At 72.3% G+C, this 14,083-nt stretch carries 16 protein-coding genes; 8 read left to right on the plus strand and 8 right to left on the minus strand.

The features are described from left to right. Positions 1 to 50: 50 nt before the first annotated feature. Positions 51 to 440, minus strand: a complete 390-nt coding sequence (locus NGF19_RS06475) for a MarR family winged helix-turn-helix transcriptional regulator (protein ID WP_252422860.1) — start codon at positions 438 to 440, stop codon at positions 51 to 53. A 286-nt stretch (positions 441 to 726) separates the two neighbouring features. Between NGF19_RS06475 and NGF19_RS06480 the strand changes: the two genes are divergently transcribed. From NGF19_RS06480 to NGF19_RS06495, 4 genes are all read left to right on the plus strand, one after another. After that, positions 727 to 1,203 (plus strand): fluoride efflux transporter FluC, encoded by a 477-nt coding sequence (locus NGF19_RS06480; RefSeq protein WP_252422861.1) that lies wholly within the window; start codon positions 727 to 729, stop codon positions 1,201 to 1,203. A 20-nt stretch (positions 1,204 to 1,223) separates the two neighbouring features. Beyond that, positions 1,224 to 1,598 (plus strand): DUF190 domain-containing protein, encoded by a 375-nt coding sequence (locus NGF19_RS06485; protein ID WP_252423219.1) that lies wholly within the window; start codon positions 1,224 to 1,226, stop codon positions 1,596 to 1,598. Next, on the plus strand, positions 1,595 to 1,969 hold the full coding sequence (gene crcB, locus NGF19_RS06490; protein WP_252422862.1) for a fluoride efflux transporter CrcB: 375 nt from the start codon (positions 1,595 to 1,597) through the stop codon (positions 1,967 to 1,969). The genes NGF19_RS06485 and crcB overlap by 4 nt, the downstream gene beginning before the upstream one ends. A gap of 108 nt (positions 1,970 to 2,077) precedes the next feature. Continuing rightward, entirely contained in the window at positions 2,078 to 2,911 is an 834-nt protein-coding gene (locus NGF19_RS06495; protein ID WP_252422863.1) for an undecaprenyl-diphosphate phosphatase, read from the plus strand. 59 nt (positions 2,912 to 2,970) lie between these two features. On the opposite strand, the gene NGF19_RS06500 is transcribed toward NGF19_RS06495, so the two are convergent. The 5 genes from NGF19_RS06500 to NGF19_RS06520 all read right to left on the minus strand — a co-directional run bounded on the left by NGF19_RS06500 (position 2,971) and on the right by NGF19_RS06520 (position 8,151). Beyond that, positions 2,971 to 4,131, minus strand: a complete 1,161-nt coding sequence (locus tag NGF19_RS06500) for a D-alanyl-D-alanine carboxypeptidase family protein (RefSeq protein ID WP_252422864.1) — start codon at positions 4,129 to 4,131, stop codon at positions 2,971 to 2,973. 105 nt (positions 4,132 to 4,236) lie between these two features. Further along, positions 4,237 to 5,385: a transcription termination factor Rho gene (gene rho / locus NGF19_RS06505; protein ID WP_252422865.1), complete on the minus strand. Its 1,149-nt coding sequence runs from the start codon at positions 5,383 to 5,385 to the stop codon at positions 4,237 to 4,239. A gap of 458 nt (positions 5,386 to 5,843) precedes the next feature. Beyond that, entirely contained in the window at positions 5,844 to 6,428 is a 585-nt protein-coding gene (locus NGF19_RS06510; protein ID WP_252422866.1) for an Rv1733c family protein, read from the minus strand. Positions 6,429 to 6,779: 351 nt separating this feature from the next. Then, complete coding sequence (locus tag NGF19_RS06515; protein WP_252422867.1) at positions 6,780 to 7,553, minus strand: ferredoxin reductase; 774 nt, start codon at positions 7,551 to 7,553, stop codon at positions 6,780 to 6,782. After that, positions 7,546 to 8,151 carry a sulfite oxidase-like oxidoreductase gene (locus NGF19_RS06520; RefSeq protein ID WP_252422868.1) on the minus strand — a complete coding sequence of 202 codons (606 nt, stop codon included), beginning with the start codon at positions 8,149 to 8,151 and terminating at the stop codon, positions 7,546 to 7,548. The genes NGF19_RS06515 and NGF19_RS06520 overlap by 8 nt, the downstream gene beginning before the upstream one ends. A gap of 381 nt (positions 8,152 to 8,532) precedes the next feature. Between NGF19_RS06520 and NGF19_RS06525 the strand changes: the two genes are divergently transcribed. Beyond that, the gene (locus NGF19_RS06525) at positions 8,533 to 9,309 is read left to right on the plus strand and encodes a putative protein N(5)-glutamine methyltransferase (RefSeq protein WP_252422869.1); all 777 of its coding nucleotides are present in this window, start codon (positions 8,533 to 8,535) and stop codon (positions 9,307 to 9,309) included. Between the two features lie 9 nt (positions 9,310 to 9,318). Here the strand turns inward: NGF19_RS06525 and NGF19_RS06530 are convergent, their stop codons facing one another. Further along, complete coding sequence (locus NGF19_RS06530) at positions 9,319 to 10,158, minus strand: alpha/beta fold hydrolase (protein ID WP_252422870.1); 840 nt, start codon at positions 10,156 to 10,158, stop codon at positions 9,319 to 9,321. Positions 10,159 to 10,216: 58 nt separating this feature from the next. Here NGF19_RS06530 and NGF19_RS06535 point away from each other — a divergent pair, with 58 nt between their 5' ends. From NGF19_RS06535 to NGF19_RS06545, 3 genes are all read left to right on the plus strand, one after another. Then, positions 10,217 to 10,690: a MarR family winged helix-turn-helix transcriptional regulator gene (locus tag NGF19_RS06535; protein ID WP_252422872.1), complete on the plus strand. Its 474-nt coding sequence runs from the start codon at positions 10,217 to 10,219 to the stop codon at positions 10,688 to 10,690. 96 nt (positions 10,691 to 10,786) lie between these two features. Next, on the plus strand, positions 10,787 to 12,802 hold the full coding sequence (locus tag NGF19_RS06540) for an NADPH-dependent 2,4-dienoyl-CoA reductase (RefSeq protein WP_252422874.1): 2,016 nt from the start codon (positions 10,787 to 10,789) through the stop codon (positions 12,800 to 12,802). 50 nt (positions 12,803 to 12,852) lie between these two features. After that, positions 12,853 to 13,407, plus strand: coding sequence for a PadR family transcriptional regulator (locus NGF19_RS06545; RefSeq protein WP_252422875.1), 555 nt, complete (start codon positions 12,853 to 12,855; stop codon positions 13,405 to 13,407). A gap of 279 nt (positions 13,408 to 13,686) precedes the next feature. Here the strand turns inward: NGF19_RS06545 and dhaM are convergent, their stop codons facing one another. Then, positions 13,687 to 14,082 (minus strand): dihydroxyacetone kinase phosphoryl donor subunit DhaM, encoded by a 396-nt coding sequence (dhaM, locus tag NGF19_RS06550; protein WP_252423225.1) that lies wholly within the window; start codon positions 14,080 to 14,082, stop codon positions 13,687 to 13,689. Position 14,083: the final 1 nt, after the last annotated feature.

Below are 14,083 nucleotides of genomic sequence, written 5' to 3' on the forward strand. Positions count from 1 at the left end.
CCTTCGTGTGCGCCCCGCGCCCCTACCCCTTCAGCGCGCACCCCGCGCCCCTACCTCTTCAGCGTGCGGGCCAGTGCCTCGCGCTGGAGCGGCAGCACCTCGGCGTGCAGCGCGCGGCCCTTCTCGGTCAGCGCGACCCACACGCCGCGCCGGTCCTCCTCGCACACGGACCGTCGCACCAGGCCCTCCTTCTCCAGGCGGCCGATCAGCCGGGACAGGGCGCTCTGGCTGAGATGCACGCGTCCGGCGATGTTCTGCACACGGCAGTGGTCGCCGGGGGCGGACATCTCGGCGGCGAGGAGGTCGAGCACCTCGAAGTCACTGGCGCCGAGGCCGTACGGATGGAGCACGCGGTCGATCTCGCAGAGCGTGCGCGCGTGGACGCACAGGATCTCCCGCCACTGTTCCGCCAGCCGGGAACCGGCCAAATCCGCTGCCATGGGGGCACGGTAACAGAGACGGCGCATTGCATTTACGTGCAACTAATGCGTCTGCAGCAAGCTGGGCGCCGAACGAGCTGGGCACCCCAGGAGTCCCAGCGGTACGGGCCGACCGGTGTGCGCGACGTCCGCGCTCGCGGTTACCCTGTTTCCCGGCCGCGAACCTCTCTCGCGGCGCGGCGGTGGGGCCCGCCGTATCCGAACCGCGGCACTGCGCCGCCAACGGTCCCTACTTGCGAGCGAGCAGGCCCCTTCCCGGGGCCCGGCGAGTAGGAGACGTATGCCCATGAGAGTTCCGCAACCCCAGAGCGCCGACGCGGCCGGGGCCGCCGGGGCCGAGTCCGCCCGGCAGCCCTCGCCCTGGCGCGGCCAGGGGCCCGTGGTGGCGGTGGTCGCCCTCGGCGGCGGCATCGGCGCCGGCGCCCGGTACGGCGCCTCGCTGCTGTGGCCGACGCCGACCGACGGCTTCCCCTGGACCGTCTTCGCGGTCAACCTGGTCGGCTGCGCCGTCATCGGCGTCTTCATGGTCGTGATCACCGACGTCTGGGCGGCCCACCGGCTGGTACGGCCCTTCTTCGGCACCGGTGTGCTCGGCGGCTTCACCACCTTCTCGACGTACGCCGTCGGCGTCCAGGAACTCGTCGGCGCGGGCCACCCGCGCACCGCGCTCGCCTATCTGTTCGCGACGCCCCTCGGCGCGCTCGCGTCCGTGTGGCTCGCGGTGGCGGGCGCCCGCCGTGTGCTGGCATGGCGGCAGCGATGAACGACACGGCGGAGGCGGCGATGACACGACTGACCGGCAGGGCCCTGCGGCTGACCGTCCTCATCGGTGAGAACGACCGATGGCACCACAAGCCCCTCTACGCGGAGATCGTGCACCGCGCGCACGGCGCGGGCCTCGCCGGAGCGAGCGTCTTCCGCGGCGTCGAGGGCTTCGGCGCCTCCTCGCTCATCCACACCTCGCGGCTGCTGTCGCTGAGCGAGGACCTGCCGGTGGCCGTCGTCATCGTCGACACCGAGGAACGCGTCCGCGCCTTCCTGCCCCAGCTCGACGAACTCGTCGCCGAGGGTCTGGTCACCCTGGACGAGTGCGAGGTCATCCGGTACGCGGGGCGCCAGGACACGCCCGCGGACGGAGAAGGTGAGAACTCGTTGTGAACTGGCTGCTGGTCATCGGCGGTGCCATGGTCGGTGCGCCGCTGCGCTATCTCACCGACCGGGCGGTGCAGCTCCGCCACGACACCGTCTTCCCCTGGGGCACCCTCGTCGTCAACGTCATGGGCTCCGTGGTCCTCGGCGCGCTGACCGGCGCGATCGCGGCCGGACACGCCTCGCCGCACCTGCAACTCCTGATCGGAACGGGCCTGTGCGGGGGCCTGACCACGTACTCGACGTTCTCCTACGAGACGTTGCGGCTGACCCAGACCGGGGCGGGGTTCTACGCCGTCGTGAACGCCGTCGCGAGCGTGGCGGCGGGGCTCGGCGCGGCCTTCGTTGGCGCGGCGTTCGCCCAGGCGCTGTGGCGCTGACCCTGGAACGTCATCCGCGCGTAGTAGAAACGTCTTCACTGCCGGGGCCGAAGACACCGCCGGCAACTCCTCGGAAACTCCGCCGGCAACTCCTCGGAAACGGAACGCATGAGCGCCATCAACGTCGGTCAGGCCGTCATCCTCGGCGTCGTCGAGGGGGTGACCGAATTCCTCCCCGTGTCCTCGACCGGCCATCTCAAGCTGACCGAGGGGCTCATGGGGATCCCCGTCGACGACAAGTCCGTCGTCGGCTTCTCGGCCGTCATCCAGGTCGGCGCCATCGCGGCCGTCCTGCTGTACTTCTTCAAGGACATCGTGCGGATCGTCTCCGCCTGGTTCCGCGGCTTCACCGACCGCGAGGTACGGCAGCACCACGACTACAAGTTCGCCTGGTGGGTCATCTTCGCCACCCTCCCGATCGTGGTCGTGGGCCTGGCCGCCAAGCCGTTCATCGACGGCCCGCTCGGCTCGCTCTGGGTCGTCGCGGGCTCACTGATCGTCGGGTCCGGCGCGATGTGGGCGGCCGACCAGATGGGCCGGCACAAGCGCGGCGAGGACGACACCTCGTTCAAGGACGCGATGCTGGTGGGCAGTTCGCAGATCCTCGCTCTGCTCTTCCCCGGGTTCTCCCGCTCGGGCGCCACGATGTCGACCGCGCTCGTCCTCGACCTCGACCGGGTCGCCGCCACCCGCCTCTCGTTCTTCCTCGGCATCCCGGCCCTCACCGGAGCGGGCCTGTACGAGCTGAAGGACGCCCTCGGCGCGGGCGTGGGCGCCACCCCGCTCGTGGTCGGTACGGTCGTCTCCTTCGTCGTCGCGTACGCCTCGATCGCCTGGCTGCTGAAGTTCGTCGCCCGGCACTCCTTCAACGCGTTCGTGATCTACCGGATCATCGTCGGCGTCCTGCTCCTCGGCCTGCTCTCGACCGGCGTGATCGGCTGACCGGCGCGATCGGCTGACCTGGCGCGGATCGTCCGGCCGCCGCCCGCGCGGCCGGGCGGTCAGCCGCGCGACGTCCGGCCGCCCCACCGCCGCAGCGCCACCACCGCCGCGCCCGTGCCCACGCCGACCGCGCCCGCGAGCGCCCCCGCCCCGAGCCAGTCGTCGTCCGGCTTCGCGGCGTGCACCGCGACGGGAGTGGACCGCGGCACGGGCTGCCGGGGCGGCAGGAGCGAGCCGACCGGCGCGATACGACCGGACGTGGCGAACCCCCAGTCGAGCAGGCGGCGCGCCTCCTCGTAGACCGCGAAGCCGCCGTAACGGGGGTGCATCACCGTCACCACGAGGGTGCGCCCGCCGCGGCGGGCGGCGGCCACCAGGGTGTTGCCCGCGCCGCTGGTGTAGCCGTTCTTGACGCCGATCAGCCCCGAGTACGCCGTCACGCCGTCGCGGCCGGTCAGCAGCCGGTTGGTGTTCGCGATCTCGTAGGGCGCGCCGTCGCCGGGGAAGCTCGACTCGGTCGTGGCGCAGTAGCGGGCGAAGTCGGCGTTGCGCAGCCCGGCCCGTCCGAACACGGCGAGGTCGTACGCCGACGACACCTGACCGGGAGCGTCGTAGCCGTCGGGCGAGACGACGCGGGTGTCCAGGGCGCCCAGCGTGCGGGCCTTGGCCTGCATCTGGCGGGCCGTTGTCCGCCAGCCGCCGTTGAGCGAGGCCAGCACATGGACGGCGTCGTTGCCGGAGTGCAGGAAGACGCCCTTCCACAGATCGCTCACCTGGTAGGTGAGGCCCGCCTTGACGCCGACGAGGCTGCTGCCGGGGCCGATGCCCGCCAAGTCCTGTCCGGTGACGGTGTGCCGGGTGCCGCCGGGCAGCGCGGGCAGGACCGTGAGCGCGAACAGCGTCTTCAGGGTGCTCGCGGGCGGCAGCGGGCGGTGGGCGTCGTACCCGGCCAGCACCTCACCGGTGTCCGCGTCGGCCACCAGCCAGGACAGCGCCGTCACCTCCGGGACCTCCGGGAGCCCGGGACGCCAGTGGACCTGGGTGCCGGACCGGTACAGCAGCCGCTGCGAGGAGTCCGTCGACGACGCGCCGGCGGCGTCGGTGCGCGTCCGGGCGGCGGCCGGGTGCGGGGCGAGGGCCAGCACCCCGACCGCGCAGAGGGCGCAGCAGGAGACGGCGATGCGGCGCGGAGAAATGCGGTACGGAAATGCGACGGTCATAGCGAACACCGTAGGAACGGAGAGCGCCTGAGCCCTGATCACTTGAGCCGAGTGGGGGGACCGTACACCCGGATGCGGGACGCGGGGGCCTTACGGCCGGGCAGGTCAGGCGGTCGGCAGCGTGGGCTGGATCCGGCGCAGGAAGGACGCGTTGTCGGGCGTGGTCCGCATCCGCTCCAGCAGGACCTCCAGGCTCGACCGGCCCTCGCGTGACCGCAGGGCGCGGCGCAGGCCCCGTACCGCCGTCAACTCACCTGCGGACAGCAGGAGTTCCTCGTGTCGGGTGCCGGAAGGGGCGATGTCGACGGCGGGGTGGATCCGGCGGGTGGCGAGCGAGCGGTCCAGACGGAGCTCCATGTTGCCGGTGCCCTTCAGCTCCTCGAAGAAGAAGTCGTCGGCGCGGGAGCCGGTCTCGACCAGGGCGGTGGCCAGGATGGTGAGCGAGCCGCCCTCCTCGGCCGACCGGGCGGCACCGAAGAGCCGCTTGGGGCCGTGCAGGGCCGCCGCGTCGACCCCGCCGCTGAGCGTACGGCCGCCGGCTGCGGCAGCGTTGTTGTGCGCCCTGCACAGCCGGGTCAGCGAGTCGAGCAGCAGGACGACGTCCTGCCCCTGCTCGACCAGCCGCTTGGCCCGCTCCACGACGAGGTCGGCGAGCGCGATGTGCTGCCTGGGGGTCTGGTCGAACGTGGAGGCGTACACCTCCCCGCGCACCGAGCGGCGCATGTCGGTGACTTCTTCCGGACGCTCGTCGAGGAGCAGCACCATCAGGTGGCACTCGGAGTGGTTGCCGGCGACGGCGGCGGCGAACTGCTGGAGCAGAACGGTCTTGCCGGTCTTCGGCGGGGCGACGATCAGCCCGCGCTGGCCCTTGCCGACGGGCGCCATCAGGTCGACGACCCGCCCGGCGAGACCGCTCGCGGGGTGTTCGAGCCGCAGGCGCTCGCGGGGGTGCAGCGGGGTCAGATCGCGGAAGTGCGGACGGCCGCGCTGCTCGTCAGGGGTACGGCCGTTGATCCGCTCGACCTCGGCGAGGGCGCGCTGCTCCCCGCGTACGCCGACGAGCGTGTCGCCCTTGCGCAGGCCGAGACGGCGGATCAGGGCCGCGGGGACCGGGAGGTCCGCGGGCGAGGGCAGGCAGTCCCGGGCGCGCAGATGTCCCTTGCCACCGTGGTCGATGTCGAGGACACCGGTGACGGTCCGGGGGCGGGGTACGGGCGCCTGCTGTACGAGAGGCTGTTCGAGTGTGGTGGTCATGGAAGCCCTTTCACGGACGGAAGGCAGGAGGAAGGGGGGAGAGGGGGGCGGCCGTGAAGGCGGTGTGTGAGCACGCCCTGACACGGCGGGGGAAGGTCACCTCGGGTGCGGCAGAGAGAAGCACTGCTCGCGAGGTGATACCGGAAGCCGCTGCCGACCGGAGACGACGGGTCGGCGGGCTGGGGAGGAACAAGCACCGGCGCCCGAGAAGGGGCGTACACAGGTGCTGACGGCACTGTACCACTCGAGGCGCAAGTGTGAAGGGTGAGCGCAGTCGAACGTCAACGTGCAGTTGAAGGCGGGGAGTTGGGGAAGACGCGGAGTAACGCCCCTCGCCAGTTCGGACGTTGTCCCGGAAGCGGGCCGGTAGAGGCGTAGGCGTCGGTCAGCGGGTGGGCCCGTGCCGCCTCGACGGCCCGGACTCCGTTACGCGGTGTGCCGCACCGGACCCGCCGCCGTCACGCGGTGTGCCGCCGCCACTCCGGACCCGTACGGGCCCACTCGGCCTCCCACTCGGCCATGCGGTGCCGCTCGGCGACCCGGCGGATCACGGCGCGGGACAGCAGCACGGTTCCCGCGACGCCGCCCGCCGCCCAGACGCCGGCCGACACGGAGTGCTGCCACACCGCGGCGTCGCTCACCGGCGGCGCCACGCCGTGGCCGCGCGCGTCCAGCCACACCTCGGTCCGCTCGCCCTGCCGGGAGCCCGCCGGGACCTGGGCGTAGGCGGTGTGGGTGCCCTTCCCGGGGTCGGTCCAGTGCACCTTCACGCGGTACAGGGGCTGGTTGCCGTTCTGGGTCGAGGGCGCGGCGGCCGGGGCGTCCTCGACCAGGACCGCCGGTACCTCATGGCGCTGGGCACGCTGGGTCACCTGGGTCGCGTGCACCGTGCCGTACGCCCACAGGCCCGCGACCACGCCCGCGAGCGGGGCGCCGACGCAGAGCAGAAGCGCGAGGATCAGTGCCGTCCACGCCTCTATGACATCCGACCTGCGGCGCAGCGGATTGCGCCGCCAACGCCAGCCGCGCACCCGGGTTCGCATCTCGACGACCTCCTAGCCGCCGCGTCCCGCCCGTGGCGAGCCCGGTCCGCCTTCCCGGCGTACCGTGCCCGACGCGAGCGTTCCGGCGTCGACTCCATGCCCGTGCGACCACCCCCGGGTCGGACGGCGGCCGCTCGGTGGGGCACCGCGTGGCAGCGCCTGCGGCGCGTCCGAACCCCTCGCCTCTCGGCGGGCCGTTCCGGCACATCACCGCGTTCGGGAGGCTCCCGGATCGCAACGGCATGTCGAACGGCTTTTCATACCGATTGTCCTCCCGACGCAGGTTCCCGGCCATACGGTCCCGAAACGCCGTACGGGCACGCCGTGCGGGCACGCCGTACGGTGCGCGGCTCAGCCGAAGCGTTCGATCCGGATGCGGTCCACCGGCTGCCCCGCCGCGACCAGCAGGCGCGAGGCGTGTTCCGCGAACCCGTTGGAGCCGCACACATAGGCCTCCCACCCACCAGGAGGGGCGTCGGCCAGGAGCGGCGCCACATGGGCCGCCGACATACGGCCCACGGGCACACCCTCGGGCGCGCCGCGCGTGAAGACCGGCGTGGTCTCCGCGCCGTACTCGTCCGCGTAGATCAGCTCCCGCGGCCCGCGCGCCGACACCAGCAGCCGCAGCGGCACGTCCAGGCCGCGCGCCCGGTGGTGGCGCACCATCGACATCAGCGGGACGACCCCCGACCCGGCACCGAGCAGCAGCGCGGGCCGGTCGCCGGGCCAGGCGAAGAAGCCGCTCAGCGGCCCACGGACCCGCACCTCGTCACCGGGCCTGGCCACCGTGTGGAACCAGCCGGAGACCTCGCCGCCCTCGACATGGTCCAAGGTCAGCTCGATGTGCCCGGCGTCGTCCGGCGGTGACGCGATCGAGTAGTGCCGCTGCGCCACGTAACCGTCGCGCGCGGTCAGCCGCAGCATCAGATGCTGGCCGGGCAGATGGCCCGCCCAGTCCGGCACCGCGAACCGGAACGTCGCCGCACGCGGCGTCTCGCGGCGGATCTCGGTCAGCGTCGCGGTCTGCCACACGCTCGCCGTGCCCTCGCCGACGGCGATGCGCCCCGGCACGGCGAAGCGCGTGGGCGGGACGAAGGGCTGGGAGGTCACAGTCGTCTCAGTCACCGGAGTACCGCTGCTCCTCCCACGGGTTGCCCCGCGCGTGATAGCCGTTCTGCTCCCAGAACCCCGGCTCGTCGTGGTCGAGGATCCGCAGGCCCGCGATCCACTTGGCGCTCTTCCAGAAGTACAGGTGCGGCACGAGCAGCCGCGCGGGACCGCCGTGCTCGGCGGGCAGCGGTTCGCCGCCGTACGTGAAGGCGATCCAGGCCCGGCCGCCGGTGAGGTCGGCGAGGGGGAGGTTCGCGGTGTATCCGGTGTGGGAGTAGGCGACGGCGTGCGTGGCCGTCGCCTCGGGCCGTACGAGGTCCAGGAAGGCGTCCAGGGACACGCCACCGAACCGCACCCCGAACTTGGACCAGCTCGTCACGCAGTGGATGTCGCCCTCGTACACCGACCCCGGCAGCGCGTGCGCCTCGTCCCAGGTCCAGGTGCGGGGCTCGGCCACCAGGCCGTCGATCCGGAACGTCCAGTCGGCCGCCGCCAGCTCGGGCGTGACCTCGGCGGACAGGACGGGCCAGTCGTCACCCGCGTCGTACTGGCCGGGCGGCAGGTGAGGACCCGCGACCCGTGGGCGTCCGGTGAAGCCTCGGGTGACGTTCATGGCGGTGGTGCCTCCAGGCCGTCCTGCGGGGACGACCGGTCGTGCGTGAGCAGTGCGTACGCGTTCAACGGTACGTGCCCGCGGGGTGTGCTCCCGTCGGGGGCTGCCGGGGCTGCCGGGGCTGCCGGGTGCGGCCCGGTGTGCGCCGACTCGCGATGCGGGCGCCCGGCCGGTGGACGTGCGCAAGAGCCCGTCGGGGCGGTGGCGCTGCTGCTAGGGTGATCGTCCCGGCTGTGGAGCGTCCCGGCCGGTTCGTGATCGAGGAGGTGAGACCCATTTCCGCCGTGTCGGCTCGGGTGCTCTCCTCTCCCAACAGCGCGGATCTCCGCCGCAGTTGATCGCGAGAGCGCCCTTCGGTCCACCGAAAGGCTTCTTGGCTTCATGCCATCGCTGTCGTATCCCACCATCATCTCCCTGCTGCGCTCCGCCGGTTGTGTCTTCGCCGAGGACGAGGCGCGGTTGATCCTCTCCACCGCCCGTACGCCCGAGGAAGCCGCCGCCATGGCCGACCGGCGGGCCGCCGGGCTTCCTCTGGAACAGGTCCTCGGCTGGGCGGAGTTCCACGGTCTGCGGGTGACCGTGGAACCGGGCGTCTTCGTGCCCCGCCGCCGCACCGAGTTCCTGGTCGACCAGGCCCTCGCTCTCGGGACGGACGCCACCGTCGTGGTGGATCTGTGCTGCGGCTCGGGTGCGGTGGGCGCCGCCCTCGCCGCGGCGCTCGACGCGCCCGAACTGCACGCCGCCGACATCCATCCGGCCGCGGTGCGCTGTGCCCGCGGCAATGTGGCGGCGTACGGCGGGCGCGTCCACGAGGGCGATCTGTTCGCCGCGCTTCCGGACCAACTGCGCGGCCGGGTCGATCTGTTGGCCGCCAACGTGCCCTATGTCCCCACGGGAGAGGTCGCGTTGCTGCCCTCCGAGGCCCGCGACCATGAACCCCTGGTCGCCCTCGACGGCGGCGCGGACGGACTGGACGTCCTGCGCCGCGTCACCGCCGAGGCGGCGCGGTGGCTGTCACCCGGCGGCGCACTGCTGGTCGAAACCAGTGAACGCCAAGTCCCGCTGGCGATCGAGGCGTTCGGCCGGGGCGGCCTGGACGTCCGGCTTGCGGTGTCGGAGGAGCTGTACGCCAACGTCCTGATCGGCACCGCGCGTTAGCCGCCCTGGTCAGGAGTCCAGTAAGTGCAGGAACTCCTGGACGATCGTGTTGAAGGCGTCGGGCCGCTCCATGTTGGGGTAGTGTGCGGCGCCTTCGATCGTCGCGGTCCGGCCGCCCGGGACGGTGTGGGCGAGGCGTTCCGCCATACCGATGAGGTCGGGCGCGTCGACGCCGCCGTTGACGGCCAGCAGCGGCAGGTCGATCGTCGCGGCGCGGGCCCAGGTGTCGGTGACGGGGACGGACCAGTCCGGTTCGTCCGGGGTGTGCTTGCTGATCGTGCTCCGCGCCATCTCCCGTACCCGGCGGTCGACTTCGGGGCCCACGTCCTCGGCGGTGCGGTGCGGGCCGTAGGTGAACAGTGAGAACGCGTCCAGGAAGCCGTCGATGTCACCGGCGCCGAGCGCCTGCCAGTACGCGGACTCGCTGCGCGTGGTCCAGGGGTCCTGGAAGTCGGGCTCGCTGGTCCCGGCGCCGCTGACGACCAGGGCGCGCACGAGGGCGGGGTGTTCCAGCGCGGTGTCGACGGCGATCGCCCCGCCCATGGACAGGCCGACCAGGATCGCGGGCCCGGCGCCGAGGTGGCGCAGCAGCGCGGCGAGGTCGTCGGTGTGGCGGAACGGCCGGGTCGCGTTCGAGGAGGCTCCGTGCCCCCGGGCGTCCAGGGCGATCACCCGGTGGGTCCGCGCGAACACGGGAATCTGGTCGTCCCACATCCGGTGGTCGACGAAGCCGCCGTGCAGCAGCGCCAGCAGGGGGCCGGCGCCCTCGTCGCGGTAGGCGAGACAGCCGTCTTCGGTCTCGAACGTCCGGGTCTGTGAGGTCTGCGGAGTCTGCGGGGTGCGCATCATGACAACCAAGGTGTCAAAGTGTCCCGCACTTGACAACCCGGGTGTCATAATTGCCGCCATGACCGACGAGAACGCACCACACACCCCCGAGGGTCTCGCCCCTCATCTCATGGAGGTCTTCGCCCTGGTGGGCCCGCTGTACCGGCGGGTGCTGCGCAAGGTCGAGCAGGCCGAGTCGATCGAGGGGATCTCCGTCGGCGTGCGGGCCGTCCTCGATCTGCTGCGGGGGAGCGGGCCGCTGACCGTTCCGCAGATGGGCCGGGCGCAGGCGCTCAGCAGGCAGTTCGTCCAGCGGATGGTCAATGACGCGGCGGCGCGCGGGCTGGTCGAGAGCATCCCCAACCCGGCCCACAAGCGGTCCTCCCTGATCCGGCTGACGGACGACGGCCGGGCGGCCATCGACGCCGTCACCGCCCGCGAGTACGCCCTGCTCGCCCAGGTCCGCGGCGACCTGACCGAGGCCGACGTACGGACCTGTCAGCGAGTGCTCGCCGGAATGCTCGAACTGTTCGACGATGTGGATGTGAACTGAGCGCCTCCTGGGCAGGGGCGGTGTTATGCAACTAGTTGCATAACCGGGGCGTCGTCGTCTACAACAGACGAGCACCGCACCCCGACGGAGGGCCCCATGAGCCGCTACCCGCACCTGATGACCCCGCTCGACCTGGGCTTCACCACGCTGCCCAACCGTGTGCTCATGGGCTCGATGCATGTGGGGCTGGAGGAAGCGGACGGCGGCTTCGAGCGCATGGCCGCCTTCTACGCCGAGCGGGCCCGCGGCGGCGTGGGCCTCATCGTCACCGGCGGTATCGCGCCCAACGACGCCGGACGCCCGTACGAAGGCGGTGCCAAGCTCACCACCGAGGCGGAGGCCGAGCAGCACTCCGTGATCACCGAGGCCGTACACCGCGAGGGCGGGCGGATCGCGCTCCAGATCCTTCACTTCGGCCGGTACGCCTACCACCAGGACCTCGTCGCGCCCAGCGCGCTCCAGGCCCCGATCAGCCCGTTCGTCCCGCACGCGCTGACCGACGCCGAGGTCGAGCAGACGATCGAGGACTATGTGCGCGCGGCCCGGCTGGCCCGCCGCGCCGGGTACGACGGCGTCGAGATCATGGGCTCCGAGGGCTACCTCGTCAACGAGTTCATCGCGCCCCGGACCAACCGGCGCGAGGACCGCTGGGGCGGCTCGTACGAGAACCGTATGCGCTTCCCGGTGGAAATCGTCCGCCGTGTCCGCGAGGCGGTCGGCGAGGACTTCATCATCGTCTACCGGCTGTCCATGCTCGACCTCGTGCCCGACGGCTCCTCCTTCGACGAGGTCCGCACGCTCGCCAAGGCGGTCGAGGACGCCGGGGCCACCCTCATCAACACCGGCATCGGCTGGCACGAGGCCCGTATCCCGACCATCGCCACCTCCGTGCCGCGCGGCGCCTACGCCTGGGTGACCAAGAAGGTCATGGGCGCGGTCTCGGTCCCGCTGGTGACGGTCAACCGCATCAACACCCCTGAGCTGGCCGAGGAGTTGCTCGCCGAGGGGTATGCCGACATGGTCTCCCTGGCCCGCCCGATGCTCGCCGACCCCGACTTCGTCGCCAAGGCCGCGGCCGGGCGCCCCGAGGCCATCAACACCTGCATCGGCTGCAACCAGGCCTGCCTCGACCACACCTTCAGCGGCAAGATCACCTCCTGCCTGGTCAACCCGCGCGCCTGCCACGAGACCGAACTGGTGCTCTCCCCGACCCGGTCGCGCAAGCGCGTCGCGGTGGTCGGCGCCGGTCCCGCCGGGCTCGCCTGCGCCGTCACCGCCGCCGAGCGCGGCCACGACGTCACCCTCTACGACGCGGCGGACGCCGTCGGCGGTCAGCTCAACGTGGCCCGCAAGGTCCCCGGCAAGCAGGAGTTCGACGAGACGCTTCGCTACTTCCGTACGCAGCTCGACGAGCGTGGCGTGGACGTCCGGCTGAACACCCGCGTCACGGCCGCCGACCTCGCGGACCACGACGAGATCGTCGTCGCGACCGGCGTCACCCCGCGCACCCCCGAGATCCCCGGCATCGACCACCCCAGCGTCCTCGGCTACCTCGATGTGCTGCGCGACGGCGCCCCCGTCGGCAAGCGCGTCGCCGTCCTCGGCGCGGGCGGCATCGGCTTCGACGTCGCCGCCTACCTCACCGACCCCGGCGAGGGGGCGAGCCAGGACCCGGCGGTCTACTTCCGCCGCTGGGGCGTCGACATGGACTACCGCGCCGCCGGCGGCCTCACGGCGCCCGAGCCGGCCGCCTCGCCGCGCGAGGTCCACCTCCTCCAGCGCAAGACCTCCAAGGTCGGCGCGGGGCTCGGCAAGACCACCGGCTGGATCCACCGCACGGAGCTGAGGCACCGGGGCGTCACCATGGTCCCCGGCGTCCGCTACGACCGCATCGACGACGCCGGGCTGCACCTCACCGTGGACGGCGTGAGCCAGGTCCTCGAGGTCGACACGATCGTCCTGTGCACCGGACAGGAGCCGCGCCGCGACCTGTACGAGGAACTGCTGGCCGCGGGCCGCACCCCACATCTGATCGGCGGCGCCGACGTCGCGGCCGAACTGGACGCCAAGCGCGCGATCAAGCAGGGCACCGAGCTGGCCGCGGCCCTGTAGAGCGTTCCTGTGGCGACCTCGTGCCACCGGCGCATCCCTAGGATGACCTCATGTCACTCCCGCACGCGATCCTGACCGCCCTGCTGGAGAAGCCGTCGTCGGGGCTCGAACTGACCCGTCGCTTCGACCGGTCGATCGGCTACTTCTGGTCGGCTACCCACCAGCAGATCTATCGCGAGCTGGGGCGGCTGGAGCGCGACGGGCTGATCCGCGCCCTCCCCTGCGAGCAACCGGTCCGCGGGCAGAAGAAGTCGTACGAGGTGCTGCCCGCGGGCCGTGCCGAACTCGCCCGCTGGACCGCCGCGTCCCAGGACCCGAGGCCCGTGCGCGACGTCCTGCTGCTGCGGCTGCGCGCCGCCGCGGTCGTGGGCACCGAGGGCATCGAAGCGGACCTTCGCCGCCATCTCGCCCTGCACCAAAGGCAGTTGGCCGAGTACCAGGAGATCGAGGCACGCGACTTCGGACCCGGCAAGGACACGGCGCAGGACCGCCTCCAGCATCTCGTGCTGCGGGGCGGGATCGACCTGGAGACCTTCTGGATCCAGTGGCTGACCCACGCACTGGAGGAGTTCGGGGAGTTGCCCCGACCGGCGGATCCGGCATAGGTCCGCGCGGGTCCGGTCCGGTGAAGCCGACCCGGGCGTTGGCCGGATGGCGCGCAGGCTACGTATGCTGGGCCTGACGCGGCGTGAACTCGCTTGCCTTTGAGGGTAGTTCGTGCCGACGGCGCGGTCCGCTGTCGTCGCTGATCCCGCGCCGACGAGCGCGGGCGGGTGGCCGGGCCGCTACCGGCCCCGCCACCCGACCGCACACCTGTCCGACGGCCGGACACCACTCACCGCACCACTCACTGTCCGGACGCGGCTCCGCTGTCCGGACACCGCTCACTCCTTGCGGTACGTGTACGCCTCCTTGGCCGCCGCCTCCACCGCCGCCAGATCGGCGCCCGCGGAGGCCGTGACCACCGCCGCGACCGCGCCCTCGACGAAGGGCGCGTCGATCAGCCGCGCGTTCGCGGGGAGTTCGTCGCCCGCCGCGAGCAGCGTCTTCACGGTGAGGACCGCACTGCCCAGATCCATGAGCAGGGCCACACCCGCGCCCTGGTCCACGGCGAAGGCCGCCTCGGAGATCAGCTCGGCGCTCGTGCCGAGCCCGCCGTCGGGCGTGCCGCCCGCCGCCGCGACGGGCGCGGTCGCGCCGCCGCCCGCCAGCCCCTTCGCGAGTTCCGCGACCGACTCGGCCACGGCGGCGCTGTGCGAGACGAGGACGACGCCGACCATC

Origin of the sequence: Streptomyces macrolidinus (assembly GCF_023887685.1) — a bacterium.
In the GTDB taxonomy this organism is placed as follows: Bacteria; Actinomycetota; Actinomycetes; order Streptomycetales; family Streptomycetaceae; genus Streptomyces; species Streptomyces macrolidinus.